This is a genomic window from Geobacillus kaustophilus, from assembly GCF_000948285.1.
GTDB classification, from domain to species: domain Bacteria; phylum Bacillota; class Bacilli; order Bacillales; family Anoxybacillaceae; genus Geobacillus; species Geobacillus thermoleovorans_A.
This window is the reverse complement of sequence record NZ_JYBP01000003.1, coordinates 1,181,273-1,207,950: the sequence shown is the minus strand read 5'-3', so window position 1 is coordinate 1,207,950 and position 26,678 is coordinate 1,181,273. Positions and strand designations below refer to the sequence as shown.

Sequence of the window (26,678 nt, the reverse complement as noted above, 5' to 3'; positions counted from 1 at the left end):
TCATCATGTTTGGTCCCCCTTTTCCCCTTGCAGCCAGCGATAGATTGAAGCCGCATCTTCCTCATCCACATCGACGACGCGGGCGCGGGTGCCAAGCGGCATGACGGCAATGGAGATCGTCGCCAGCCGTTTTCGCTTTTGCCACCAGGTCGCCGATGCTTCGAGCGATTGAACATAGCGCTTCAATACATACGTCGTCGTTTGCCGAAACCACCCTCTTCGAAGCGCCAGCTGCCGCGATGAAAGCGCCCAACCCGCGATGCGAAAGCGGCGGATGCCAATCCATGCCCCGAGCGGCAACACCAACAAAGCGGCCATGCCCCATGGGCGTTCCATATACGCGGCCAAGATGGCGGGAATCACGAGCCAAACAAGCGGACGAAGCATGTAGCGGCGTTTCGCGCGCTTGGGCAATGGAGAAAAGGGCACGCCAAGATCGTACTCGGGCAAACATGTTTGAATGATCGACGCGACTCTTCTCTTTTCGACGAGCGGGCAAAGAACAACATCCCCTGCCCCGCTGCCATCGAGCCTCCCACCGGCATGAATAATGGACACAGAGGCGTATCCGAAAAAACGGCGCAGCCAATTCTCATGAATGACGACACCTTGGACGCGGGCAACAGGGACGGACACCGCCTTTCGTTCCAGCCATCCGCGGGTGATGACAATCGTATCTTCTTGTTTCCGCACGACAAACGAAGCGTACCGGATCATGTTTTGTACGATGGCCACTCCATAGGCGCCCAAAAGAAGCGACAAGATGAATAGAGCAATATACCATCGTCCATGTCCGTTCCATGTCGACTGAAGATCGCGGATAAGCGCCTCATACGGAATGAAGTTGCTCAATTGCGACAAAAACGCACATAAAGCGGCGAACACGCCAAGCGCCCCGCCGCTTGTCAACGAAGCCACCCATACTTCTTTCATCGATAAAGTAAACAGAGCAGGATGTGGGCGGTTCGCGAGTGGTGGTTCTGAACGGGCGGCGTTTTCCACCTTGTGTTTCGCCTGTTCCACACATCGTTGCAGGCGGAGGGCTTCTTCCCTTGATATGGCCCGAAGCGTCACTTCCGCTTCACCGAGAGCATCGCCCGCCGCCTCAATATGTACTTGAACAACTCCCGCCATCCGTTGCCATATTCCCTCTGTCACCGAAATCCCATGAATGCGCTCCAACGGAATCGAACGCCGTTTTCGGACAAACACTCCTTCTTCAACAAGTAAGTTGTCTTCGTTCCATTCATAAGTAAAGCGAATCCACGAAAGAATCCCCATGACAATCGTATAGGCCACAGCCACAAGCGGCACGATGAGATCGCGCCATGAAAAATCATTGCGGCTGCCAGCTGCCATGATCACAAGGAGCGGAACGACCATGTTTTTCAGCTCTTTTCCGACTCCCGCGAGAATCGCAATGGGATGAAGGCGGCGTCTATGCGTCATCTTCATCCGCCACCTTCGCCCACTCGGCAATCAAGCGGCAAAGATCCTCGGCTTCTTCGATCGGAAGAGCAGGAATTTCATGAGCGGCCGCCGCTGTGAACACCACGATGGAAGCCAATCTGTACCGTTTGAGAAGCGGTCCCTGCCGCACATCGACGTACTGGACGCGATTCATCGGAATCAACGTCCATGTCGTGGACCAAACGCCGCGTTGAATCTCCATTTCCTCCTCGCGAATGGCATACCGCCATCGTTTCTGCCGAAACGGCGGCAGCCAAACGACCCACACGAACGCTTCGACAAGCCATGCAGCGGCCAAGATGCTGATCAGCCAGTCCGGCCCGTCAAAACGCCAAATGAGAAACGCGATTCCCCCGATGATGGCCCCTGACACCAAAGCCCCAATCCCTCCGGTCAAGCGCCAGACCAATATCGCCTGTTCAGAAATCGTCCTTCCTCCGTTGTGAAGCATCACCGAACGCTCCTTTTCCTTTTTCCATGTTACACATGAAGAAACGAAAGCGCCCGGGCGAACGGCGTAACCAAACCGCCTCCTTTCGCTCGGGCGATCGCTGCAGGCAGGCGTCTTTTCATCATTCATGGCGCCCGTCTTCCTTTTTCCATGTCCAACCGTTCCCGCGATATTCGTCCCATGCGCGCCAGGCCATGATCGCCATGCCGAGCGCCAGGATCAACGCCTGTCCGTCCATCCGATGTGCCGTCCATACATGATACCCTGCCGCTCCGATGCCGTAAAGCACCCAAACCACTGAAAACCACATGACTCCCAACCAAAATCGCCGCATCGTTTCTCCCTTTCTTCCTTGTTTTTCCCTAATCGATCCGTGGGACGACAGGCGAAGCCGCCTGTGTCTATTTTCGAAAAAATAAGGAATTTGCCTACAATTATACCACAACTTTCACAAATGAACCGAAAAAAACAAGCCATTCCCCTATGCTCCTAGGGAAATGGCTGCGCGTTTTGCTTAAACACCGATGACTATTCGTTAGTTGGCCGGCGACAGCTCGTCTTCCGTCACCCATTTGTGGTTTGTCACTTTTTTACCGGTTTCCGTATCGATGTAATCGACCATATACACGGTCGTTTGTTTCGCCGAATCGATGACCGCTTTGGCCCCTTTCATCCCTTCCATATGATCGGCGTTCAAGACGACTTCATCGCCCGGCTGAAACGGTTTGTCCCCAGCGTTTTCGATTTCTTCGTGAATGACCCATTTGTGGTTTTTCACTGGGTTGCCGCCGGTCGTCGGGGTGTACGTCACCGTATAGACGGTCGTGTCAAACGCGCCGGTGACAGTCGCCTTGGCTCCATCCATTCCCGGCATATGATCCGCATGGATGATGACTTTGCTTCCAACCGGATACTTCGGTTGTTTCGCTTCCTTCAATCCGGCCGGCACCTCTCCTGAACCCGAGTGGTTCATTCCCTCATGCCCGGTGTGAGAAGCCGTATTTTCCTTTGGCGCTTTGTTGTCCTTGTCTGCGCCGGTGCAAGCGGATAGCAAAAGCGCTGCCATTACCGAAGTTGTGCCTAGCAACATTTTCCAGCTTTTCATCGTTTTCATCCTCCTTGCCTTGTTAGCATACCCGTCATTTGTGCAGATTTTATGGAGATGGCCTTGACCATGCGAAAAATCGAAACAGTGCATGTGATGGAAAGGCGAGGTTTGCCGGATCTGCGAAGCCACAGGTTGTGGTGCAAGACGAATCGATGAGCTCTGGGCGCAGGAAGGTGCAGATGGCCGCCGCGGATTTTCCTGCTTTTAGACATGCAGAATCTCCCCAAACGCCTTAAACAGAAGGTTGAGCGAGGGGCTGCGTTTCCACTTCTCTGTTTCATCCAGGAATCTTTTTCCTTATCTTCCGCCAGATGAACAAAAACATGGCGCCAGATAAGACGGTAAGAATGAGTTTTCCCTGCCACGTGACGCGGATCACCTGATCGACGGCATACGCTTCCATCCATAAAGCTGGGAGTTTGCCAAGCGAACTGGCCGCCGCAAAGACGGGGAGAGAACGCCTCCCTTTCCGAAGCGCCGCACCCGGTTCGGCTATGGCTTGCGCCCGCTCCATTTGTAGCCGATGCCCCAGACCGTCCGCAAATATTCGTCCTCCGGAAACCCCGCTTTACGCAATTTTTCGCGGATGTTTTTCATGTGGGAGTCAACGGTCCTCTCTTCCATATCAGCGAGATAGCCCCATAGCGATGCGATGATTTGCCCGCGGCTGAACACCTGATTCGGGTGCTTTAACAGCAGCCCCAAAATGGCAAATTCTTTCGGCGTCAACGCAATCGGCTTGTCTTCGTAGCGGACCGTATGTTCCTCTTCGTCCCATACAAGCCCGGCCGCGCGAATGGCGGAACGACCGCCGGCTGCACGGCGCAGCACCGCTTCAATGCGAGCAAGCAGTTCCGCCTCGTCAAACGGTTTCGTCACATAATCATCCGCTCCGATTTTCAATCCTTGCACAATATCCGCCGTCTCATCGCGAGCGGTGACCATCATGATCGGCACATTCGAAAACGAACGGATGCGGTGGCACGTTTCCCATCCATCGAGTTCTGGCATCATGACATCGAGCAGCACCAAATCGGCGTGATGACGCCGCAAATAGTCAATGGCTTCCGCCCCCGAACGCCGTTTCACGCAGCGGTAGCCGTTCGGCGCTAAATACAATTCCAATAAATCAAGCATCCGCTCTTCATCATCCACCAACAGCAAGGTATACATCGTCATCCCTCCGGCAGCGTAATGAGGATGGTCGTTCCTTTTCCTTGTTCGCTTCTAGCGGCGATCGTTCCTCCGTGCGCCTCGACGATTTCTTTGGCAATCGCCAAACCGAGTCCGGTTCCGCCGCTTGTCCGCGACCGCGATTTGTCCACCCGGTAGAACCGCTCGAAAATCCGGGGCACATCTTCCGGCGGAATGCCGGTTCCTTCATCGGACACGGTCATGACGACTCCTTGCTTTTGCGGGTGAACGGCGACGGTCACCGTCGTGCCGGAAAACGCGTACTTTCGTGCATTGTCAAGCACGTTGATCATCACTTGCTCGAACCGTTGCCGATCGATCGCGGCCATGACCGAACCGGGGCACTGGCACACAAGCGATAGCTGCTTTTCCTGAAACGCGGGGCGCAGTTTTTCACACAATTTTGCCAAAAATGAACAAAGATTAGTCGGCTGCTTTTCAATCTGGAACGAGTGTTGCTCCAGTTTGGCTAATTCAAACAAATCTTTGACCATCTTTTCGATCTTTTCCGCTTCTTCGTAAATGATCGCCATATAGTTCGCCCGTTGCTCCTCAGACAGATGCGGACGTCTGGCGATGTCGGCGTATCCTTTGACATACGTCAGCGGCGTGCGCAATTCATGAGAGATGCTCGCTAAAAATTCGCTCCGCTCTTGTTTCAAATACGCCAAATCGTTGGCCAGCGTTTGAATCGCTCTCCCAAGTTGCGCCAGCTCGTCGTTGCCTTTCACCTTAAGGCGGACGGAAAAGTCGCCTTGGCTGAGCGCCTCGGTCGCCCGTTTCATGCGAAGGAGCGGCATCGTGATGGCGCGGGAGAAAAAAGCGATCGTCAACACGGTGACCGCCACCGACAGCACGCCAACGACGATAAAATGATGCTTCAGTTTATACACCATCGTTCGGATCGAACGGGTGTCTTGAAACATATACACGTATCCTCTCGTTTCACCCCTGATTTGAATCGGACTGACGGCGGCGATATGCGATGCCCGCTTCCAGTCGGTTTCAACCATCATTCCCTGGCGGGGAATATGGCGGCCGTCCGTTAAAGGAATGATGCGCTTGGCAAATGGAACAATGCCGTCAGACGCCGATACAATCCGGCGCCGGGCGTCAGTGATGGCGACATCGGTTTCCGCCTCTGACTCCATCATCACGACATGCGCCAATGTCGTTCGATCGTTATTTTTCTCCAAGACGTTGCGATGGCTGTTTCCCCGCGCCAGAAGCTGCGCGAATTCTTCCTCGATGCGCGCATGGACGAGCGTCGCGTAGAGGGAAACGAACAGCGCCATTTCCATGGCCAAAACAAACGCAAAAAACAGCATTCCGAGTTTCCAAGACAGTTTTCGCACACATCCCTCTCCTTATCCACCAAAGCCATGTTTCCGCTCCAATTTTACTATTTTACCCGGAAAATGTGCAGAAAATGTGGAGCTCAAATCTGGCATGGCGGCTGATCGAAATCCGCCGTCCATCTTGAGGGAGAGCCTACGGGATGCGTCTTTGGCGTTCTTCCATTATACTAGTAAACGGACTGTGCTCATGTGGAGACGACAGAAAGGGGTTTATCGATGAAATCGCTCGTGTTAGCGGAGAAGCCGAGCGTCGCCCGCGACATCGCCCGCGTGCTCGGCTGCCGACAATCACATCAACGGTATTTTGAAGGGAAACAGTATATTGTCACCTGGGCGCTCGGCCATTTAGTTGAGTTGAAGATGCCGGAAGACTACGACCGGAAATACGAAACATGGCGGCTGGAGGACTTGCCGATCATCCCGAAACGAATGGGCTTGAAAGTCATCCGGCAAACAAGCCGACAGTTTCGCGCCATTGAACGGTTGGCGAAACGGCCGGATGTGAAAGACGTCATCATCGCGACCGACGCGGGCCGCGAGGGGGAGCTTGTGGCGCGCTGGATTTTAGAGATGATCGGTTGGACGAAGCCGATTTGGCGGCTATGGATTTCGTCGCAAACCGATAAGGCCATTCGCGACGGCTTCCGCCAGTTAAAGCCCGGGATCCAATTTGAGCGGCTATATCAATCTGCCGTCTGTCGCGCCGAAGCCGACTGGCTGATCGGGCTGAACGTGACGCGCGCCTTGACGACGAAATACAACGATCCTCTTTCGGCCGGACGCGTGCAGACGCCGACGCTCGCCATGATCATCGAGCGCGAACGCGAGATCGAATCGTTCGTTCCCGTTCCGTATTGGACGATTCGGGCCAAGATCGGCTCGATGGAGGCCGTGTGGGAGCGGCATAGCGGTCATCGGCTGTTTGACCAAGACGAAGCGAAGCAGCTGATCGCCCGCCTTGAAGGGCAATCCGCGCGCATCGTGTCCATCAAGCGGAAACGAAAAAGCGAGCCCGCCCCGCTGCCGTACGATTTAACCGAGTTGCAGCGGGACGCGAACAAGCGGTTTGGCTTTTCGGCGAAAAAGACGCTCTCGTTGTTGCAGCGGCTGTATGAACAGCACAAGCTCGTCACCTACCCGCGCACCGATTCGCGGTATTTGCCAAGCGATATGAAAGCGACGATGACCGATCGGCTTCTCGGGATGAAACCGGGCTATGAAGAAGAAATCGCGCCATTGCTCGCGAAAAAAGCGAAAGCGGCTAAGCGCGTGTTCAATGACGCCAACGTAACCGACCATCACGCCATCATTCCGACCGAAGAGCGGCTCAACCTTGGCCGCTTGTCAGCTGAGGAAGGGAAACTGTATGACCTGATCGCCCGCCGCTTTTTGGCGCTGTTTTACCCGCCGTATGAATACGAAACGGCAACGGTTGTTTTTGACATCGGCGGCGAAACGTTTGTCGCCCGGGAGACGGCAGTTGTGAATATGGGGTTTAAAGCCATTCTCGGCAAAGAGGAAGCGAACGCCCAACCGACCTTGTCGCACCTCGCAGACGGCCAGACGCTCCCATCGGTGCAGCTTGAGATGGAACAATCGTTCACCGAGCCGCCCGCCCGTTATTCGGAAGCCGATTTGCTCGCGCAAATGGAGAAATACGGGCTCGGCACACCGGCGACAAGAGCCGACATCATCGAACGGCTGGTCGAAACCGAAGTGGTCGAGCGAAAAGACGGACGGTTTTATCCGACGAAAAAAGGCAAGCAGCTGATTGAGCTCGTCAATGACGAGCTGAAGTCGCCGGAATTGACCGCCCGCTGGGAGCATGAACTTGAGGCGATCGCCCGCGGAAAAGGAAATCCACGACAGTTTTTGGCCAACATTCGCCGGCAAACCGAAGCGCTTGTCGCCGAAATCAAGCAGAGCGAGCAGGTATACAAAGCGCCAAACCTCACGAACCTCACGTGCCCAGAATGCGGCGCGCTTTTAAAAGAGCGGAAAACGAAAGACGGACGGATGCTTGTCTGCTCGAACGTAGCGTGCCGCTACCGCCGCCGGCGCGATCCGAAACTGTCGAACCGCCGCTGTCCGCAATGCCATCGGCGCATGGAAATGCACGAAGGGAAAGCGGGACTTTATTTCCAATGCCGTCCGTGCAACATTGTTGAAAAAGCGGAAGAGACAAAACGCGCAGCCGCCCGAGGAAGCGAACGGGCGCTTCTCAAAAAATACAGCCCGTCGAACGAATCGTTTGGCGTCAGTTTAGGAGAGCTACTCAAGCAGGCATTGAACGAAAACGAGGAATGAAGCGGCCGCCCGCGCCAGGGGAGATTTCCCTGGCGTTCTCTTTTCATCTTGGAGTCTGAAACCTTCTTCTCATTGCCTCGTATATATAGGTAAATCTAACGCAAAGGAGCGATCCCAATGTTGAAAAAATGGCTAAAAGCACTTTTGGGCCATTCCCACCATTCGTCGCACTACCATAAACATTACAGCAGCAGCGACCACCATCATTACGGCCCGAGGTATCACTCGCACCATCACCCGTCCCAGTACGGACATCATCACTACAAAAAGAAACATCATAGCGGCAGTTTCTTCTCAAGCTTCTTCGGCAGCTGATGAAACGTTTGTTTGAACGCCATCCGCTCATCGCCCGCTGGCTCGACCGCCCGCGCCGGAGCGGGGATGTGCTTTCTGGCCGCTATGAAGTCATCGAAGAGCTCGGGATGGGAAGCTACGGCATCGCCTACAAAGGGCGCGATCGCCTGACAGGCCGTCTTGTCGTCATCAAACAAGCGCGGCGGACAAAAGGAGAAGACGGCCGCCGCTTGCTTCGGCGCGAAGCTGACGTGCTCGCTCGCCTGCGCCACCCGCAAATTCCGATGCTGCATGATCTGTTTGTGGAGCGCGGACAGCCGTATCTTGTAATGGAGTATATCAATGGAGAAACGGTGGAAGACCGGATTTTCAAGCAGGAAGCCAAGTACACGGAGCAAGAGGCGTTTCGGTTGCTAAAGGATGTGCTTGAGATCGTCCGGCACGTCCATGCTTTCGGCATCGTCCATCGCGATTTGCGCATCCCGAACATCATCTGGCGCGACGGGACGGTGTTTATCATCGACTTTGGCTTGGCATGCCGCATCGGCGAACCGGTGGATTTTCACGATGACGACCCGCTGGAGAAGCGGCTGCGGCGCGAACCGCATCCGCGAAGCGATTTCTATGCCCTCGGACACTTTACCTTGTTTCTATTGTATTCCGCCTATGAACCGACGAGCGACGAGGAAAAAAGCTGGGAAGAGGAGCTGGATGTATCTGTGGGCGCTCGCACGATATTGCGGAAAATGCTGCAGCTGGACCCGCCGTACGACAACGTCGACGAGTTGCTCGGCGACGTGGATCAGCTGCTGGCCGAACACAACGCGGCCCAAGCCGAGGCACTCTAACAGAACATAGGACCTCTTCGAATCAAGGAAAACCGTTGCATCGAACCGAAAGCCCCTCGCCGCCCGTCTATATGGGCAGGAAGAGGGGCTGATTCCATTTTCATGCAAGTCGAGGCGGCAGCCTTCCTAAAACAAACATTCGCTCTGGTTGGAAGCAGCTTACTTTCCTAGAAACAACGGTTTCCGTTTTTCTTTGAACGCCGCCACCCCTTCGCGATGATCCTCTGTTTCCACCATCAATCCTTGAATGAGCCGCTCTTCCTCGAGAATCTCTTCCAGTGTGGCGGTCAACGCGTGCTCGATCAGCCGCTTTTGTTTGCCGATCGCTTTCGTCGGACCGCTAGCCAACTGCAAAGCGAGCGTTTCCACAGCTTCGCGCAGCCTCTCGGCTGGAACGACTTCGCTTAAGACGCCTAACTCGTACAAACGGCGAGCCGGAATCGGCTCGGCGGTGAAGAAAAACCGTTTCGCCAAATGCGGGCCGACAAGCCGCGGCAGCCAATACGACCCGCCGCCATCGGAGACAAGACCGACTTTCGCGAAGCTTAAAATGAATTGGCTGTCCTCTGCGGCAAGAATCAAATCGCAAGCCAGCGCCAAATTGAACCCCGCCCCGGCCGCCACCCCGTGCACCGCGGCAATGATCGGCTTTTCGCATGATCTCATCATTAAAATGAGACGATTGAGGCGGCCGATATGGTCATACGCCTGCGGGCCATTGGCTTGCCCCATCGTTTTCACATCGCCGCCGGCGCAAAACGCCCGGCCGGCGCCGGACAAGACGATGACGCGAACGGCATCATCCGCTGCGGCGCGTTCGATTTCACGCGTCAGTCCGGCAATCATCTCCGGGCTGAAGGCATTGAGCCGCTCCGGACGGTTCAACGTCAACCATAATATCGGGCCGGATTGTTCCACAAGCAAATGATGCGCTTCCATGTTCCTCTCCCTTTCCTTTAGTGTTTGGATGGAATTCGACGCAAATCTTCATTTGATCAGCCAACCGCCATCGACAAGCACATCGGAACCGGTCATGTACGACGCTTCGTTAGAGGCAAGAAAGGCAATGACGTTCGCAATTTCCTCCGGCGCCCCGACCCGGCCTAAGGCGGTGTTGCGCTCGATGGCTTTCACAAACCGCTCGTTTTGCAGGCCGCGCTCGGTGAGCGGCGTCTCGACAAAGCCGGGCGAGACGGAATTGACGCGAATGCCATATGGCGCCAGCTCCAAAGCGAGCGATTTGGTCAAGTTGATGACCCCAGCTTTCGCCGCGCTGTAGTGCGGAATTTCCGCCCCGGCCTGATGGCCGGACAGGGACGCGACATTGACGATGGCCCGATTGACCCGTGCGCGTTTCGCTCCTTCCATCATCAGCGGGGCGAGCGCCTGCGACACAAGAAAGACGCTTTTGATGTTGATGCGCTGGATGTCATCCCACTCTTGCTCCGTCAGCTCAAGCCATCTCGCATGGGTGGAGATGCCTGCGTTATTGACAAGCACATGCAAGTCGCCGTACCGCTTTTGAACATATTCCGCCAACGCCTTCACGTGTTCGCGGTCGGTGACATCCGCCGCAAACCGGTCAGCGCCCCCCGGCGTCCCGAGACGTGCGATTTCTTCTGCAGCCTCCTCCAGTTTCGCTGCTGTACGGCCGACAAGCACGACGGTGGCGCCTTCCTTAGCCAAACGGAGGGCCGTCGCCTTGCCGATGCCGCTGCCTCCTCCTGTGACAACCGCCACGGTATTCAAAAAACGCATCGTTTTCCTCTCCCCTCATTTCCGTGTGGGCAACCTCGCCGTTCTTCGTGGCTGCCCTTCTTTTTTCGAACTCCGAATCGCTAAAATGTCAGTCCGCCGCCATCGACCGACAACGTCGCGCCGGTGATAAACGACGCCTCATCGGACGCCAAAAACAACACCGCGTTTGCCACTTCCTCCGGCGTTCCGATGCGGCCGAGGGCGTTCGCTTTCGAGATGATCGGCCATTTGCGCGCATCTTGTTTCCACGGCGTAATGATGTTCGTATCAATGACTCCTGGAGCGACGGCGTTGACGCGAATGTTGAATTTGCCGTACTCGAGTGCGGCGTTTTTCGTTAACAAAATAACCCCGGCCTTCGAGGCGTTGTAGGCGGATTCGTATTTTTTCCCTTTGATTCCAAGCAAACTTGACGTATTAACAATCGCCCCGCCGCCGGATTCTTTCATGGCCGGCACGGCATATTTAATGCCTAAAAACACGCTCTTTAAATTGACATCGATGACCCGATCCCATTCTTCCTCCGACAAGTCGGTGCTCCGCACTTCTGAATGGCCGATGCCGGCATTGTTGAAGAGAATATGTAAACCGCCGAAGGCATCGACCGTTGTTTGGACAAGGCGGCTCACTTGCTTGGAATCGGCTACGTCCGCCCTGACAAAAATCGCCTCGCCTCCTTTTTGCCGGATCAGGCGGACCGTTTCTTCCCCTCCCTCCTCATTGATGTCACTCACGGCCACTTTTGCGCCTTCTTCCGCAAAGCGAATCGCCGTCGCCCGGCCGATGCCGCTCGCGCCGCCGGTGACAATCGCCGCTTTTCCGTTTAGCCTCATGATCTTCCCACCTTTCGATCTACTTCTGAATCCGTTTTCAACAGATGATATACCAACCGGTTAGTATGTTTTTTCTTTTATTATACATCACATTTAGAATATTTTAAACATTTTTATACCTTAATCGGAAAAGCCTGCACTTTCAAACAAAGACGAAGCCAACGGCAATCGAGCCCGCTTCCCCTCCTGACGCGTCTCCTTCCTTCAATGAACACCATGCCGTTATGGGAAAAAAGAGGAGCCGCGGTTTTGGCTTCTCGTTCATCCGTCGATGAGTACAACAGCCGACAGGGCTTCACATATCCGTATATAGCACCCAAACGGAGGGGGGAGCCGTTGCCTATCCAGTTTCCGGAGATGTGGCCGACATGAGCATCCGCACCGTCGGCCGCCACCCTTCCCCAAGAAGAGTTCGGCTGAACCAATGCGGTTTAACAGAAAATAGAGGTCGACCTTCTCGGATGTACGGTATATTGAGGCAGTTGGTCTAGAGCCGGCTGTCACCGGCCGTCCTATCGACCGACGGACACCCATGGCCGGCCGTGTTCCCAATGAATGCGGATCGGAAGGCGAAACGCTTCTGAGAGTCGCTCATCGGTCAACACATCCTCTTTTCGGCCAGCCGCCACGATGCGCCCGTCTTGCAAAAGCAAGACATGGGTGATCGAGTCGACGATTTCTTCAATATAATGGGTGACGTATAAGAGATGGCACGGCTGAGTGACGATCTGTCCGATCAGTGATAAGATTTCTTCGCGGGCCAATAAGTCAAGGCCGACCGTCGGCTCGTCCAAAATGAGCAGCTTCGGATGGGCCATCAGCGCTCGGGCGATCAACGTTTTTCGCTTTTCTCCTTGAGACAGCGTCGCGTACTGTTTTCCTTTAACCGCCTGCAAACGGAACGCCTCCATGAACGATTCCGCTTCCGCTCGATCGTCATCGGTGACGGCATCATACAAGCCGATGGTGGCAAACTTGCCGCTGATGATGATATCTTCAACTGTTTCTGCCTGCAGCGTATCATGAAACTGATCAAGGAGCGAGCTGCTCACAAATCCGATATGCCGTCGCAACTCTGGCAGGCTTGCCTGTCCAAACCGATAGCCCAATACTTCAACATCCCCGCGCGTCGGATATTGATAGCCGGTGACGATATTGAGAAGCGATGTTTTCCCGGAGCCGTTTAGGCCAAGAATCGCCCATTGCTCACCTTCTTTCACCTCCCAGTTCATATCATGCAAAATGGTCCGCCCGCCCCTCACCCATGACACATCGCACATACGGATGATGACGGTCATTGTTTCTCTCCCCTTTCACATTCATATGGACGATCTTGATAGAAAAAGTTTGGCAACACGGTCGTATTGTCATATGATCGATGAAAAATGTGCGTTGTCGCCGGAGAAAGAGGCGGAATCAGCCATGTCCAATCGCCGGTGACATGGCGGCCGGCCGCTTTCTCTTGCTGTTCAAACAGCTGAAACTGGCGCGCGGCGGTATGATGGTCAACGATGCTGACGCCCGCCTTTTTGTAGGAATACAAAACAGCGATATTCAATTCGACCAGCGCTTTGTCTTTCCATAATGATGCGTTGGAGTTGGTGTCAAGCCCCATGCAAGAGGCCACTTTCGGAAGCATGTTGTAGCGATCATCATCAGCAAAATTGCGGGCTCCGATCTCAGTTCCCATGTACCACCCATTAAACGGCGCCGCCATGTAACGAATCCCGCCGATTTCGAGGCACATATCCGAAATGATCGGGACCGCGTACCATTTTAACTGCAAATCGCGAAACCACGGAAACTCCGGATGTTCAATCGGCACCTCAAGCACCAATTCTTTGGGGATCGACGTCCAAACAGGCTTCCGGCCGCCTACCTGGATCACCAATGGCAACACGTCAAATGGCGTTTTTTCCCCTTTCCACCCAAGCTGTTCACAGGCACGGGTGAAAGTGAGGGAGGATGAGTCGCCGATGATCCCTTCTTCGGTTTCATAACCTGCATAGCGAATCAGTTGATGATTCCAAATGCGCACTTCCCCGTTTGGACGGAAGATCGTGATCGTCGGCCGGATTTTCCCGCCATTGGTCGCAAACTCAATATGATGGAACAGATAAGAAAAAACCTCGTCTTCGGTAACCGCCTCTCTCGCATCAATGACATGGAGCGATCGCCAAAACAAGCGGCCGATGCAACGGTTGCTATGACGCCAAGCCATCTTAGCCCCATAGTTTAACTCTTCGTACGTATGAACATATGTACCAGTTTGTTCTACTTTCAAACGGATTTCGTTCAACCGCCGCTTCATTTCTTGCTCACTTTTTCCAAGCTCCCGATAGCTGACCGTGATAAACTGTTCTGCTTTTTTCATCAACTGCGCATCATGCTGTCTGACCCTTGTTTGATTCATATCACTCTCGATGTTTACCATATATGCTTCTTTTCCTCCACTTTCGATCGATTGGACTCTTCGCAGTCATTCCAATTCCAATCAAGAAACAAATGCCCCCGACCCACCACATTTGCTCGATAAACATCGAAATCGCCAAAAAAATGAGCGCAAAACCAAGCAATCGACGGATCGACATGATTCTCTCCCTTTCTTCCCCGTGAGAAAACGCTCTTTCCTTGTATGAAAACGGCGTATTCGACGGGGCGATGGCGAATGAAGCAATGCTCTCGTCCCTATTGTAGCAGATGCTTCCAAAAGAAAATAGAGAAAATGTTTCAATGAAACAACCCGCTTTGGGCGGCTTTCTCTTTCAGCGCGCGCATCCATGGGTTTAGTGGGCCTTTCAACAAAAGTCCGGCCAAAAGGGCGGCAACGGCAAACAAGAGAAGCCGCTTGACATCATGCTCAACATTTTCCCATACGATCCCGCCGACCGCCTCGCGCATGACATCAATGGCATAGGTAAACGGCAGCCAAGGGTTTAATTGCTGAAAGAACGGGGGAATCAGCTCAACGGGATACGTTCCTCCCGCTCCGGCAATTTGCAAGACGAGCAACACAATCGCCATCGCTTTTCCCACATTGCCGAACAAGGAAACAAGCGAAAAAACCACCGCCATAAAGACAAAGCCGCACAAAAGGCTGAACGTCATGAACCATCCCGGCTCACGGACGAAAATATTCGGCAAGATGAAAGCCGCTCCAGCTGTCACGACCACCGCCTGCAAAGCATTCAGCGTCCAAAAGGTCAACAGCCGTCCGGCATATCTTTCCCGCTCATTCGCTTCCGAAAACGAAGAAGGATCCGTCGACAAAACGGAAACAAGCAACAAACATCCTACCCATATGGCCAGCACCGTGTAAAATGGATTCATGCCCGAACCATAGTTCGGCAACGGGAAAAGGCGGAACGTTTGCACGTCAACCGGGTGGGCCAAAAATGCACCTTTCGCCTGTGGATCTTGTTTCAACAAGCGTATCAGTTCATCGATGTTGGTTTCTCTTTTGATTTTCGATAGGAAGGCGGCCAGCTCGCGAACCTGGCGGGAAAGAAATGGATATTGAGCTTGTGCAGTCTTTAGCGCTTGTTGCGCAGCCGCTAAATCATGATCTGTGTTTGACAACCATTGCTCTACCTCATTTAACGCTTGATCCATGCGAAGAAGCGTTTGTTTCGCTTGGCGTACCTGTTTCCCCGTTTGATTCCATTTCGCACGCAACAGAGGCAACAACCGTTGGCGATATGCTTGATCAAGTTGCTGCGCCTGCGCGTCCAATAAGGCCATTTGTTCACGCAGGTGAGTGATCTTCTCTTCGACGCCTGTTGGATGTTGTTTCACTAGCGCCGCTGTTTCTTGAATAGACGCTAGCGTCTGCTCGATACGGCTGACTGTGCGCTGCACAGGTTGAAGCGAAGAGGAATCAATCGTCCCCTCCCATGTTCTCAATGTTCGGCGCAATTGCTGAACCAATGGGCTCGCGTCTGTTGCAGCTTGTTGGATGAGAGTCGCCCAACGCGCTTGCTTTTCCGGTGTATCAAGAGACTCTGGCGTCTGCCCTGCAAAGGAGAAGGGAAAGGAATGGAGCGCATGAACCGCCATTTCCACCGGCTTTTCCCATAAGTGCGATGAAGCATTGACTTGCATGAACAACTTCTCAACGCGGCCTGTCCATTCTAAACCACGCCGCACCGTTGTTTTGGCAGCCGGCAGAAGCTCGCGGCCTGTACGAACCAACGATCTTGCCTCTCCTACATCGCGATCTAGGGCTTCCAATTGTCGTTGAATCGTTGGCAATTCGTTTTCTAGACGAAACACGAACGCCTCAACGCGGCGAATGGTGGGAAGCTGCTGTTCGAGCGTCACTCCCGCTTGGTGGAACAAGGAAAACAACGCGGTATTGACCACCCTCACAAACTCATCGCTGACTTGAGCTGACAACGTACTTGCTCCGCGCTCCGTGATTTTGGGAGCGATGGCGTTTCGTTTGTCGTTTTCATAGTAGTAAATGGTCGCCCTTTTCGGACGATCTTGAACGACAGTAGCCAATCGGGCCGAAAAATCTGCTGGGATGACGATGGTGGCGAAGTAGTCCCCTTTTCGCACACCTGTTATTCCCTTTTCTTTCGAAACAAATCGCCAGCCCAACCGATGGTTGTGTTGCAACGCTCTCACAATCTCGTCACCGGCCTGAAACGAACGCCCAGCCAACTCCGCCCCGCGGTCTTCGTTCACCACCCCAATCGGTAAATCATCTGTATGGGCATAAGGGTCAATCGAAGCCTCTACATTGATCCAAGCGTAAAGCGATGGAAGAACGATCAGACCGAGAGCCAATATGGCTGCGGCCCAGTTGGTCGTGAGATGTTTCAAATCGTTCACATAAATGCGCCATGCCTGTTTCACTTTGATCCGCTTCCTTTCAAGTCGATCATGCTGTTGTTAGTATGAGCGGATCACGGAAAACTAAACCAACTCGGTCAGTCCTGTTCATTTGCGAAAAAAGAGCCAAAGCGCCAAAAATAGAAAGCCCAGGGCGGCTAGGCGCATCATGTCAAATGGAATACGCTGTCCGCCGAACAAGCCAAAATGGTCAACAATTGAACTCATGACAAGCTGACCAGCAATCACCGCCATCAATGAATTGGCAACACCGATTTTCGGGACGATGAGCACCATGACAAAAACGTAAAAAGCTCCGAGAATACCTCCTATCAACTGCCATTTCGGCACGGAAAACATGGCAAGCAATTCTCCTTTGCCCAAAAACAATTGCATTAAAAAGAGGACAACCGTCCCGATCAAAAACGAAACGAACGCTCCTTCAAACACACCGATCCGCTTGCCCAGGCCGCCGTTGACTCCGGCCTGTACGGAAACAGCCATTCCGGCAGCCAAGGCCAGCAGCATCCATAACCATTTCACGTCCCATTCCCCCCTAAGGCGCCAACATTCCTCTTGATCATGATTCAGTTCAAAAAAAACTTGTCAAAATATTGGCTATAGCAGTCGAAAAACCCAGGCATGTTGATTAACCAATAAAAACCAGATGAGAAGGCTCTATTCCTAGCTTTTCTGCCGTAGTCGGCCATCGGATTCATTGAACAAAAGAATGCCAAAGCCCCCCGGCGAACGAAACGAGAACAACCGCCCAGGCCGGCCACTTCCAAACGGCAAGGAGAAGGAAGGCGCCGAGGACAAACGCTAGATCAGCCGGTCCTTTCACGGCTTTCGTCCAAATCGGATCGTACAGCGCCGCAAGCAAAATCCCAACCACAGCGGCGTTAATGCCGGCAAGCGCCGCTTGGAAGCGCGGATGGCGGCGAAGCCAGTGCCAAAACGGAAACGCGCCAAGAACGAGCAAAAAGGATGGAAGAAAAATGGCTGTGGTAGCCACTAGCGCTCCCTTCCAGCCCAACGCCGCCATTCCAATATACGCGGCAAACGTAAACAGCGGCCCAGGGACGGCTTGGGCGGCGCTGTAGCCGGCTAAAAACTGATTGGCGTTGACCCACCCTTGCGGCACCACTTCCGCCTCCAAGAGCGGCAGTACGACATGACCGCCGCCAAACACGAGCGCCCCAGCGCGGTAAAAGCTGTCAAACAGCGCCAAAAGCGGTGAATGGATCCAAGTGCGAATGAGCGGCAGCGCAACAAGCAACACGGCAAACAATGAAAGCAGCGTCAAACCGGTGGAACGACGAATGGAAGGCGGGATGCCTGCTGAAGACGAAGAAGGTGCAACGTTTTTTCGCCATCCAACAGCGCCAATGCCCCCCGCTGCGGCGATGACGGCTACTTGTCTCCACGCGCCCGGAACAAGAAGTACAACCGCCGCCGCTATGATGACGACCGTTGCCTCGAGGCGGCCATAGGCGAATTTGCGCGCCATCTCCCATACGGCTTGCGCCACGACCGCCACGGCCGCCAACAGCAAGCCGTGCATCCAGCCGGCGTCACCCCAAGAATTGGGTTGCAGCCAAACAGCAACGAGGCTGAGGGCGACCGCTGACGGCAGCGTAAAACCAAGCCAAGCTGCCAACGCCCCCCAAACGCCGGCGCGCATGAATCCGATCCCAATGCCGACTTGGCTGCTCGCTGGACCAGGGAGGAATTGGCATAAGGCGACCAAATCGGCATACGTTTTCTCGTCAATCCATTTTTTTCGTTTGACGTACTCTTCGTAAAAATAGCCGAGATGGGCGACCGGACCGCCAAATGACGTTAGGCCGAGGAGAAGCGCTGTTTTTCCGACTTCCCAAACCGATCGCCGCCTGCTTGTTGCTTGTTGATCCGTCAAGGTCAACGAGATTCACTTCCTTTCGTTCATTCGTTTGTCGTGCTACAATCATATTATCATCAATGCGAGGAGAGGACGTTATGAACATTCGGACCATAGCAGCAAATGGTTTGATTGCCGCTGTATATATCGCCGTGACGATGCTTATTCAGCCGTTTGGCTTTACGAACATTCAGTTTCGCGTGTCAGAAATATTGAATCACTTGGTCGTGTTCCGCAAAACATATGCCATTGGCATTGTGCTTGGCGTGTTTTTCGCCAACTGGTTTTTCTCGCCGATCGCCGCGTATGATCTCGTATTTGGCGTCGGCCAGTCGGTGCTGGCGCTGCTGATCACGATCTTTTCCATGCGGCGCTTGAAAAACGTTTGGGTGCGCATGGCGGTCAATACGTTGTCATTTACCGTAACCATGGCCATCATCGCCCTCGAGCTAAAACTGGCGCTCGGCTTCCCGTTTTGGCTCACATGGCTGACGACGGCCATCGGCGAGTTTGTCGTCATGGCAATCGGCGCGCCGATCATGTATGCCGTCGGACGTCGGATCGCTCCAGAAGCCTTCCGGGCCGCTGACGGCCGTAACGACTGACCCCATGTTCCTACGGCATCGAGCGCACCGCCCACTCGATGATCAATGAACAGACGGCGGCGAGCAACGAGGCCGACGACATGGTTGTTAGCATAGACCGCAACTTGGGATGAATATTGGGGCGAAAGTGAAGGATGACGAGACTGACAGCAACCCCTCCGCCCCATACGATAAGACCCACGGGATTGTCATGCCAAATGCGCGTTGAAACGCGTCAAGCTGTCCGGCGCAATGTTCAATCATTTTCCGATTGCCCAGCGGATAAGCAAAAGCAGTGACAATCACCGGAAACACACCAAACGCGGTTTCTCGCCATGTCAAACGGCTTGCTTGTTGAAACTGGATCAGCAGAACGCCAAGTAGAATGATAAAGGAAATGAAAAGAGCCCACCTTTCAATCGGACGGCGCACGAGCATTGCGCCATACTCCGTTTCCACGCGCTCTGTAAACAAAGGACTAAGCAGGACGCCAGCTACGATCGTAAACTGCCACGTTCCAGCCACAAGCCCCCGTCTCGTAGGCGGCCGCGTACGTGAGCGGCGCGTAAAACAAGCCGAAACCGATCGTCCCCCAAAGGATCCATATCCACGGAAGGCGCTTCATGTCGCGCCAAACCGGGCTGAGGTTGCGGCGGAAAAGAACGATGGCCAACAACAGCGGCACCATAAAGAAAAAGCGAAGCGAGGAACTACACAACCAGCTGCCTCCAGCTAATTCCATGGATCGGTTCAAGATAAACATGACGGCAAAAACGAACGAGGCGGCAAGGCCGATGGCCATTTCGCGCATCTTTTTGTCTCCTCTCCCAGTGATGTAGAGCAGTTTTATTGTATCGCATTATTGGAAATTTTTCTATTTGTTATATTGATTATTTAGAACATATTTTTTTATGATAATATATACACAATAAGAATTTACCGCCCCGAAACAGTTCCGCCAGGCGGCAATCCTATCATCACCGCATCCATTCTTCTTTCCGTCACCTCTGTTTTCTTTAAATTCTTACTTGTCAAATAGGAATTCTTAAAAGGTGTACCCACATTGTCCATAACAGATCGGAAAATATCATAACAAAAAATGGAAAAGGTTGTCTGAAAAAAGTCGTATGATGACCTTTTCAGACAGCCTCTCTATGCTTATCAGTCAGTTGCATGGTTTATTATTGTTTTAACTCAATCGGCACAATTTTTCCATTTTCCACCGCGGCAACGACGATTTCCGATTCAAAGCCGCCATCCTCCCCTATGCTTGGAACGTTATACACTTTCTTTTCTTCCGGAATGTTTTTCAAGCCGTCGTTCATATGTTCACGGATGGCTTGCGGATCGTCGACCGTGCCGGCGGCTTTCATCGCTTCGACGAAAGCGTAAAGCGCCAAATAGTTGTAAGCGGCTTCCGAACCCGGATCTTCATTGAATTTCGCCCGGTAGTTTTTCACAAAATCCGGAACAGCCGGTTCGTCCGATTCGATAAGCGGCATGACGCCGATTGAGCCTTCAAGCATGTCATAAGAGCCGGTTACTCGTTTCATCTCATCGAGCTTCGCTTGGTCCATAATAATGAAGCCGCCTTTAAATCCAAGCTCGCGCGCTTGTTTCGCCACTTTCGCCGTCGGTTCCGAAGCTCCTCCGATAAACAACACATCCGGCTTTTCTTTCAAGGCATTCGTCACGATCGTAAAGAAGTCGGTGTCTTTCGTAAAGTCAATCGATGATTTGTAGACGACTTTTCCGCCTTGTTTTTCCCAATACGGCAACAGCTTTTCCGTCCAGTCTTTCCCGTATTGCGTCGCCGTCGGCAAAGCAGCCAGTTTCTTGCCGAAACGCTTCATGGCATAATCGGTAAAAGTCGGGATGTAGCCGTCATAGCGCGGCGGAATGCGCACCGTCAGCTTGTTGCCCGTTTGCGTAATCTTCGGCTCGCTTGTGTACGCCGCGATGATGAAATTGTCTGTTTGATTGAACACTTGCAGCGCCATGACACCGCCGCTGTGCGGAGTGAAAATGATCGGTGTATGATGTTCTTGCACAAGGCGTTTGGCGTTCGCCGCCGTTTCGTTTGGCAAATATTTATCATCAAGGGAAACGATATTAATTTTGTATTTCTTTCCTTTGACTTCAAAGCCGCCGCTATTGTTGATTTCCTCCGCCGCCATTTTCAAGCCGTTTAACGTCCGTTGGCCGTAGTAAGCAGCCGGGCCGCTTAACGGGCCGCTGTAGCCGATGTTGACCGTACCCGCTTCACCGCCGCCTCCACCTCCATTATGGTTGTTTCCGCTGCCCGCATTGTTGTTGGTCGTTGAGCTGTTGCAGGCGGCAAGCATAAACATCATGATGGCCGCGATCATGACGGCGATGGACCATTTTCTTTTTTTCATTCTACTCCCCCCTATTATTGGATGTTAGTTGATCGTTCTAAATATTTAGACAATACTCAATGCACCCGTTGCTCACCCCCTTTCAAGGTTTGACAACAACCTTCTTATGTCCCAATGTACGCCTTGCGGACATCGTCGTTCGCGAGCAGCTCCTCCGCCGTTCCCGAGGCAACGATCGTTCCGTTTTCAAACACATAGCCGCGGTGGGCAATCGACAACGCCGCATGGGCGTTTTGTTCCGCCAACAAAATCGTTGTTCCTCCCTCATTGATTTGCTTAATCGTCGCAAACATCTGCTCGACAATCAACGGAGCGAGTCCGATTGACGGCTCATCAAGCAAGAGCACCGCAGGACGCGACATTAAGGCGCGGCCGATGGCGAGCATTTGCTGCTGGCCGCCGCTTAACGACCCGGCTGGCGCGTTTTGCTTTTCGCGCAAAATCGGAAACAGTTCGTATACATGTTCGATCGAGCGGCGGATGCCTTCTTTGTCCTTTCGATGGACGTAAGCGCCCATCAGCAAGTTTTCGTATACACTCATGCGCGGAAACAGTTTGCGCCCTTCCGCGCATTGCACAACGCCGCGCCCGACGATGCGGTCAGGCGGCAGCGAATCAATGCGCTCGCCGTCGAGGCGGATTTCTCCCTGCACGGGTTTGTGCAACCCGCTGATCGTGCGAAACAATGTGCTTTTCCCCGCTCCGTTGGCGCCCAGCAACACGGCGATCTCCCCTCGCTTGACGGAAAACGTCACATCGCGAATGGCGGCAAAACTCCCATAGCGGACCGATACGTTGGCAACTTCAAGCAATGGCGCTCCCTCCTAAATACGCTTGAATGACCGCCTCGTTGTTTTTCACTTCCTCCGGCGTTCCTTCCGCGATTTTTTCTCCGTAGTTTAACACCATAATGCGGTCGGCGATTTTCATGATCATCGACATTTTGTGCTCAATGAGGCAAACGGTCAGGCCGCCTTCCACCATTTTGACGATCAATTCCTCAAGCCCTTCCGTTTCATCCGGATTGATGCCGGCCGCCGGCTCGTCAAGCAAAACGAGCTCCGGATCGGTTGCTAAGGCGAGCGCAAACGCCGTCCGTTTTTTCTGTTCCTGCGACAAGTTGGCCACCATCCGATCCGCCACATGGTTCAACCCGACAAAGTCGAGCACTTCCATCGCTTTTTCTTTGCATGCCTGTTCCTCGCGGCGGTGCCGTTTCGTGCGCAAAATGGCATCAAATAAGTTGGATGACGTGCGGAGACGATGGCCGATGATCACGTTGTCCATGACCGTCGATTGTTCAAACAAATGGGTCGTTTGAAACGTTCGGGCGATGCCGAGCTTCGCCCGTTCGTTTGCCGGCAGGCGAGTGATATCGCGCCCTTTAAACGTAATCGTCCCCGACGTCGGCCGGTGCAAGCCGCTGATGAGATTGAAAAACGTCGACTTGCCGGCGCCGTTCGGACCGATGATGGCGTTGATTTTCCCTTGTTCGACGGAAAACGTGACATCGTTGACCGCCAGCAGTCCGCCAAACCGCTTCGTCAGTCGTTCCACGTGCAAAAGCATCATGATCCCTCCTCTGCGTGCCGCTCGCCTCGCCCTTGGCTCGAGACAGCCAGTTCCGCAGCCGCTCGGTTCGCTTCCGGCTCGAGACGACGCGCTTCCTTCCGCTTCGCTTGATAGCGGATGAAGCCGCCGGCGATGCCATGCGGATAAAAGATAATGAGCAACGTCAAAATCGGGCCAAAAATCAGCATCCGATAGTCCTGCAAAAACTGCAGCTGCTGGGACAAAAACGTCACGAGCAACGTCCCGACGACCGGGCCGGCGAGCGTGCCAATCCCGCCGACAAGCAAATACGTCAAAAAGTCAAACATAACGCTTATATATGCGATATCCGGGCCGAGAAACCGGATGAACGATGCGTACAACGCCCCGGCAAGCGAGGTGAAAAAGACGGACAGAACAAACGAAGCGAGCTTGTTTTTCATCGTCGAGATGCCAAGCGTCAAAGCAAGCTCCTCACTGTTGCGAATGGCGATGTACGTCCGCCCAGTCAACGAGTAGACAAGCCGATACATGATGAAGGCGACGACAGCCAAGAAAAACAACACCAAATAATATTGGGCGACGGGCGTTTGAAACGAGAGCGGACCGATGTCAGCCGGCGCCGGAATGCCGATAAAGCCGCGCACCCCGCCGGTTAAGCCATCCCATTTGTCAATGACCAAATAAATAATGTAGCCGACACAAAGCGTATAAATGGCGAAAAAGTGCTCTTTCGTCCGCAACGCGACAAGGCCGACCAAAGCGCCAATCAACGTTGTCAACAAACAGGCCGACACGAAAGCGAGCCAAAACGGCACGCCGGCTTTCACCGTCAAAATACCGAGCGTATAGGCCCCGATCGCAAAAAATCCAGCGTGGGCAAGCGATAAATAGCCAGTATAGCCGGCAAACAAGTTCAATCCGTAAACCGCGATCATCCAGATAAAGGAGATCGTCATCATGTGCAAGTAATAGCCGTTGGTGACAAGCAGCGGAAAAGCGAGTGCCAGCGCCGCGAGGACCGCGAGCCATAGGCGTCGTTTTTCGAAAATGGCCATCAACGTCCCTCCTTGGCAAACAGTCCGTTTGGTTTGACTGTTAAAATGATGACAAGAATCACGAAGGCGATAATGTCTTTGTAGTCGTTCGACACATACGTCGCTCCTAAACTTTCACTAAATCCTAAAATATAGCCGCCGACAATGGCGCCGGGAATGCTTCCCATCCCCCCGAGAATGATGATGACGAACGCTTTCAAGATAACAAGATGGCCCATGCCGGGAAACACGAGGTTGATCGGAGAAGCGAGCGACGCGGCGAGCGCGGCCAAACTGCCGGAAAGGAAAAACGTCAACATGGCGACTTTACTCGTGTTGATGCCGACTAAATTCGCTCCTTCACGGTTTTGCGCCATCGCGATGATCGAAGCGCCGATGAACGTCTTTTTCAAGAAGATGTACAACAGCACCATGATGACCACAGCGGATGCAATGATGAGGATGCGTTGAATGGTCAGTGTGAAACCGAAAATATTGACGACGTCTCCGTATGGTGTCGGCATCGTCTGATAGTCCGCCCCCCAGACGAACTGGGCGAACGCTTCCAAAAACAGCAAAATGCCGATCGCCGCGATTTTGTCATGAAGCGGCGGCGCGTCGCGGAGCGGATAAAACACCAACCGCTCCATCAAGACGCCAAGCAGCCCGACCGCCGCCATCGATACAATAATGGCCAACCCATACGGCATCCCAAGCTTCGTCATGGCCGTAAGCGTGACATAACCGCCCATCATATACAGCGCGCCGTGAGCAAAGTTTGGAATGTGCAAAATGCCGTAAACGAGCGTCAAGCCTAACGCGACGAGGCTGTAAACGCTTCCAACAGTCAGCCCGTTTAACAGTTGCTGAATGAACAACTCCATCCCGATCCCCCCTTGTCTGCCGCTCAGCCTTATATAAGCTAAACAGCCGATCCATCATTTCAGTGAAATAGGCGATCCTCCTACACCAGCTCCCGTTTTCTCGCTCTGCGCCCGAATACCGTTTAAAATGAAATCGACATAAATATCGGTCAGCTCTTTTTCAGAAACGCCCCCATCCGGCTGAAACCAGTAATAGCTCCAGTTCGTGATGCCAAGCAGGCCGAACGTGATCATTTCCGCGTTGAGGGACGGCTTAAACTCGCCGCGAGCGATCCCGTCTTCAATGAGCTGTTCATACCGTTTGCGGAACACCCGCCGCTTTGCGCGAATTTCCGCCAAATGATCATCAGCCAAATGCCGCATTTCGCGGAAGAAAATGCGGGCGCTTTTCTTCCGCGTGCGAATGTTGCTGATGACCATATAGACGATGGCGCGCAGTTTATCCGTGCAACTTGCTCCTACATCTTGGATAATGTGCTCTTGCTGCCGCAACAAATCATCCAAATAGGAAACACAAATATCGCAGAGCAGCTCTTCTTTGCTTTTGTAATAGTAGTAAAAAGCTCCTTTCGTTGCCCCAATCGCTTCGACGATTTCCTGCACCGACGTTTCTTTGAATCCTTTGCGCTCAAACAGTTCAATGGCCGCTTCCCTCAATTTTTCTTTCATCGTCAACTGGCTCCAGTTCATTATTCCCGTTCGATAATCGTGGCGATCCCTTGGCCGCCGCCGATGCACGCGGTCACAAGCGCGTATTTCCCTCCGCGGCGCTTCAGTTCATACACCGCTTTCGTAATCAAAATCGCCCCCGTCGCGCCGAGCGGATGGCCGTGGGCAATGGCGCCGCCGTTGACGTTCACTTTTTCCGGATCCATCTCAAGCTCGCGGTCACAAGTGATCACTTGCGCGGCAAACGCTTCGTTGATTTCGATGATGTCCATCTCATCAAGCGAAAGCCCCGCCTTTTTTAGCACTTTTCTCGTCGCCGGCACCGGGCCGATGCCCATAATGTTCGGATCAACACCGGCGACGGCATGAGCGCGGATGACGGCAAGCGGCTTTGCGCCAAGCTCCTCTGCTTTTTCACGAGACATGATGACGAGCGCGGAAGCGGCATCGTTCAGCCCCGAGCTGTTCCCCGCTGTCACCGTTCCTCCTTCCAAAAACGCCGGCGGCAGCTTCGCAAGTGCTTCCATCGTCGTGTTCGGGCGTGGATGTTCGTCCGTATCGAAGACGAACGGCTCGCCTTTTTTCACTGGAACGGTGATCGGCACGATTTGCTCCTCAAACCGCCCTTCTTGCATAGCACGCGCCATGCGCTGCTGGCTGCGCAAAGCGAACGCGTCTTGCTCTTCGCGGCTGATGCCGTACTTTTTGGCCAAGTTTTCCGCCGTAATCCCCATCGGCGGATCGCCGATTTCTTTCGGCGACAGCTGCGACTTGCGGAAGCTTGGCGGCGTCGAGCTGTACGGTTTTTCCGGGCGGTCCATTAAATATGGAGCGCGGCTCATGCTTTCCACTCCGCCGGCGATATACACATCCCCGTCACCGGCCCAAATGGCTTGCGCGGCTAAGTTCACGGCATTAATGCCCGATCCGCACTGGCGGTCGACCGTCAGCCCCGTTAGTTCAAGCGACAAGCCAGTTTGCAGCGCGGTCAGCCGGGCGATATTGCCGCCCCCGCTTAAGACGTTGCCTATAATGACATCATCAACAAGCTCTGGGCCAATGTTTGCCCGTCGCATCGCTTCTTTGATCACTTCCGCACCGTAAATGTGCGCCGGCAGCGTCGCCAAAGCGCCTCCTTGACGAGCGATGGCCGTTCGCACGGCCGACACAATGACGGCATCCCGTCTCATCCTGACT

Annotated in this window: 25 protein-coding genes and 1 pseudogene; 4 read left to right on the top strand and 22 right to left on the bottom strand. The window is 53.6% G+C overall.

The genetic code is table 11. The annotated features are described in order from the left end of the window. Nucleotides 1-3 precede the first annotated feature (3 nt). The 6 genes from LG52_RS06545 to LG52_RS06515 all read right to left on the bottom strand — a co-directional run bounded on the left by LG52_RS06545 (nucleotide 4) and on the right by LG52_RS06515 (nucleotide 5,578). The gene (locus tag LG52_RS06545) at nucleotides 4-1,449 is read right to left on the bottom strand and encodes a PH domain-containing protein (protein ID WP_044731343.1); all 1,446 of its coding nucleotides are present in this window, start codon (nucleotides 1,447-1,449) and stop codon (nucleotides 4-6) included. After that, nucleotides 1,439-1,921, bottom strand: a complete 483-nt coding sequence (locus LG52_RS06540) for a PH domain-containing protein (RefSeq protein ID WP_044731342.1) — start codon at nucleotides 1,919-1,921, stop codon at nucleotides 1,439-1,441. The genes LG52_RS06545 and LG52_RS06540 overlap by 11 nt, the downstream gene beginning before the upstream one ends. A gap of 121 nt (nucleotides 1,922-2,042) precedes the next feature. Further along, nucleotides 2,043-2,255: a hypothetical protein gene (locus LG52_RS06535; protein ID WP_044731341.1), complete on the bottom strand. Its 213-nt coding sequence runs from the start codon at nucleotides 2,253-2,255 to the stop codon at nucleotides 2,043-2,045. Nucleotides 2,256-2,456: 201 nt separating this feature from the next. Further along, nucleotides 2,457-3,026, bottom strand: coding sequence for a YdhK family protein (locus tag LG52_RS06530; protein ID WP_044733131.1), 570 nt, complete (start codon nucleotides 3,024-3,026; stop codon nucleotides 2,457-2,459). A gap of 495 nt (nucleotides 3,027-3,521) precedes the next feature. Continuing rightward, the gene (locus LG52_RS06520) at nucleotides 3,522-4,202 is read right to left on the bottom strand and encodes a response regulator transcription factor (protein ID WP_044733130.1); all 681 of its coding nucleotides are present in this window, start codon (nucleotides 4,200-4,202) and stop codon (nucleotides 3,522-3,524) included. A 2-nt stretch (nucleotides 4,203-4,204) separates the two neighbouring features. After that, nucleotides 4,205-5,578: a sensor histidine kinase gene (locus LG52_RS06515; RefSeq protein WP_044731339.1), complete on the bottom strand. Its 1,374-nt coding sequence runs from the start codon at nucleotides 5,576-5,578 to the stop codon at nucleotides 4,205-4,207. Nucleotides 5,579-5,797: 219 nt separating this feature from the next. Here LG52_RS06515 and LG52_RS06510 point away from each other — a divergent pair, with 219 nt between their 5' ends. From LG52_RS06510 to LG52_RS06505, 3 genes are all read left to right on the top strand, one after another. Then, the gene (locus LG52_RS06510; protein WP_044731338.1) at nucleotides 5,798-7,888 is read left to right on the top strand and encodes a DNA topoisomerase III; all 2,091 of its coding nucleotides are present in this window, start codon (nucleotides 5,798-5,800) and stop codon (nucleotides 7,886-7,888) included. A gap of 117 nt (nucleotides 7,889-8,005) precedes the next feature. Continuing rightward, entirely contained in the window at nucleotides 8,006-8,203 is a 198-nt protein-coding gene (locus tag LG52_RS18830; RefSeq protein WP_075261661.1) for a hypothetical protein, read from the top strand. Then, the gene (locus LG52_RS06505; protein ID WP_044731337.1) at nucleotides 8,203-9,030 is read left to right on the top strand and encodes a serine/threonine protein kinase; all 828 of its coding nucleotides are present in this window, start codon (nucleotides 8,203-8,205) and stop codon (nucleotides 9,028-9,030) included. The genes LG52_RS18830 and LG52_RS06505 overlap by 1 nt, the downstream gene beginning before the upstream one ends. A 159-nt stretch (nucleotides 9,031-9,189) precedes the next feature. On the opposite strand, the gene LG52_RS06500 is transcribed toward LG52_RS06505, so the two are convergent. The 8 genes from LG52_RS06500 to chrA form a co-directional block, all read right to left on the bottom strand. Further along, entirely contained in the window at nucleotides 9,190-9,969 is a 780-nt protein-coding gene (locus LG52_RS06500) for an enoyl-CoA hydratase/isomerase family protein (RefSeq protein ID WP_044731336.1), read from the bottom strand. Between the two features lie 48 nt (nucleotides 9,970-10,017). Then, on the bottom strand, nucleotides 10,018-10,788 hold the full coding sequence (locus tag LG52_RS06495) for an SDR family NAD(P)-dependent oxidoreductase (RefSeq protein WP_044731335.1): 771 nt from the start codon (nucleotides 10,786-10,788) through the stop codon (nucleotides 10,018-10,020). Nucleotides 10,789-10,868: 80 nt separating this feature from the next. Continuing rightward, nucleotides 10,869-11,621 (bottom strand): SDR family NAD(P)-dependent oxidoreductase, encoded by a 753-nt coding sequence (locus LG52_RS06490; RefSeq protein ID WP_044731334.1) that lies wholly within the window; start codon nucleotides 11,619-11,621, stop codon nucleotides 10,869-10,871. A gap of 512 nt (nucleotides 11,622-12,133) precedes the next feature. Beyond that, nucleotides 12,134-12,919, bottom strand: a complete 786-nt coding sequence (locus LG52_RS06485) for an ABC transporter ATP-binding protein (RefSeq protein WP_044731333.1) — start codon at nucleotides 12,917-12,919, stop codon at nucleotides 12,134-12,136. Then, nucleotides 12,916-13,995 (bottom strand): nitric oxide synthase oxygenase, encoded by a 1,080-nt coding sequence (locus LG52_RS06480; RefSeq protein ID WP_044733129.1) that lies wholly within the window; start codon nucleotides 13,993-13,995, stop codon nucleotides 12,916-12,918. Before LG52_RS06480 ends, LG52_RS06485 begins: the two co-directional genes overlap by 4 nt. 356 nt (nucleotides 13,996-14,351) lie before the next feature. Further along, nucleotides 14,352-16,481 (bottom strand): YhgE/Pip domain-containing protein, encoded by a 2,130-nt coding sequence (locus tag LG52_RS06475; protein WP_044731332.1) that lies wholly within the window; start codon nucleotides 16,479-16,481, stop codon nucleotides 14,352-14,354. Between the two features lie 84 nt (nucleotides 16,482-16,565). Next, complete coding sequence (locus LG52_RS06470; RefSeq protein WP_044731331.1) at nucleotides 16,566-17,000, bottom strand: DMT family transporter; 435 nt, start codon at nucleotides 16,998-17,000, stop codon at nucleotides 16,566-16,568. Nucleotides 17,001-17,172: 172 nt separating this feature from the next. Beyond that, complete coding sequence (gene chrA, locus LG52_RS06465) at nucleotides 17,173-18,381, bottom strand: chromate efflux transporter (protein WP_044731330.1); 1,209 nt, start codon at nucleotides 18,379-18,381, stop codon at nucleotides 17,173-17,175. A 74-nt stretch (nucleotides 18,382-18,455) separates the two neighbouring features. On the opposite strand from chrA, the gene LG52_RS06460 reads away from it, so the two are divergent. Then, nucleotides 18,456-18,962, top strand: coding sequence for a QueT transporter family protein (locus LG52_RS06460; RefSeq protein WP_044731329.1), 507 nt, complete (start codon nucleotides 18,456-18,458; stop codon nucleotides 18,960-18,962). Between the two features lie 87 nt (nucleotides 18,963-19,049). Here LG52_RS06460 and LG52_RS06455 read toward each other — a convergent pair. The 8 genes and pseudogenes from LG52_RS06455 to LG52_RS06420 form a co-directional block, all read right to left on the bottom strand. Then, nucleotides 19,050-19,629: pseudogene (locus tag LG52_RS06455) on the bottom strand (multidrug resistance efflux transporter family protein). Between the two features lie 493 nt (nucleotides 19,630-20,122). Then, nucleotides 20,123-21,340: an ABC transporter substrate-binding protein gene (locus LG52_RS06450; protein WP_044731328.1), complete on the bottom strand. Its 1,218-nt coding sequence runs from the start codon at nucleotides 21,338-21,340 to the stop codon at nucleotides 20,123-20,125. A 104-nt stretch (nucleotides 21,341-21,444) separates the two neighbouring features. Next, entirely contained in the window at nucleotides 21,445-22,152 is a 708-nt protein-coding gene (locus LG52_RS06445; RefSeq protein ID WP_044731327.1) for an ABC transporter ATP-binding protein, read from the bottom strand. Next, nucleotides 22,145-22,909 (bottom strand): ABC transporter ATP-binding protein, encoded by a 765-nt coding sequence (locus tag LG52_RS06440; protein ID WP_044731326.1) that lies wholly within the window; start codon nucleotides 22,907-22,909, stop codon nucleotides 22,145-22,147. The genes LG52_RS06445 and LG52_RS06440 overlap by 8 nt, the downstream gene beginning before the upstream one ends. Continuing rightward, on the bottom strand, nucleotides 22,909-23,949 hold the full coding sequence (locus tag LG52_RS06435; RefSeq protein WP_044731325.1) for a branched-chain amino acid ABC transporter permease: 1,041 nt from the start codon (nucleotides 23,947-23,949) through the stop codon (nucleotides 22,909-22,911). Before LG52_RS06435 ends, LG52_RS06440 begins: the two co-directional genes overlap by 1 nt. Then, nucleotides 23,949-24,812: a branched-chain amino acid ABC transporter permease gene (locus LG52_RS06430; protein ID WP_044731324.1), complete on the bottom strand. Its 864-nt coding sequence runs from the start codon at nucleotides 24,810-24,812 to the stop codon at nucleotides 23,949-23,951. The genes LG52_RS06435 and LG52_RS06430 overlap by 1 nt, the downstream gene beginning before the upstream one ends. A gap of 54 nt (nucleotides 24,813-24,866) precedes the next feature. After that, a complete protein-coding gene (locus LG52_RS06425) occupies nucleotides 24,867-25,481 on the bottom strand; it encodes a TetR/AcrR family transcriptional regulator (RefSeq protein WP_044733128.1) in 615 nt (204 codons plus the stop codon). A gap of 20 nt (nucleotides 25,482-25,501) precedes the next feature. Further along, nucleotides 25,502-26,671, bottom strand: coding sequence for a thiolase family protein (locus LG52_RS06420; RefSeq protein ID WP_044731323.1), 1,170 nt, complete (start codon nucleotides 26,669-26,671; stop codon nucleotides 25,502-25,504). Nucleotides 26,672-26,678: the final 7 nt, after the last annotated feature.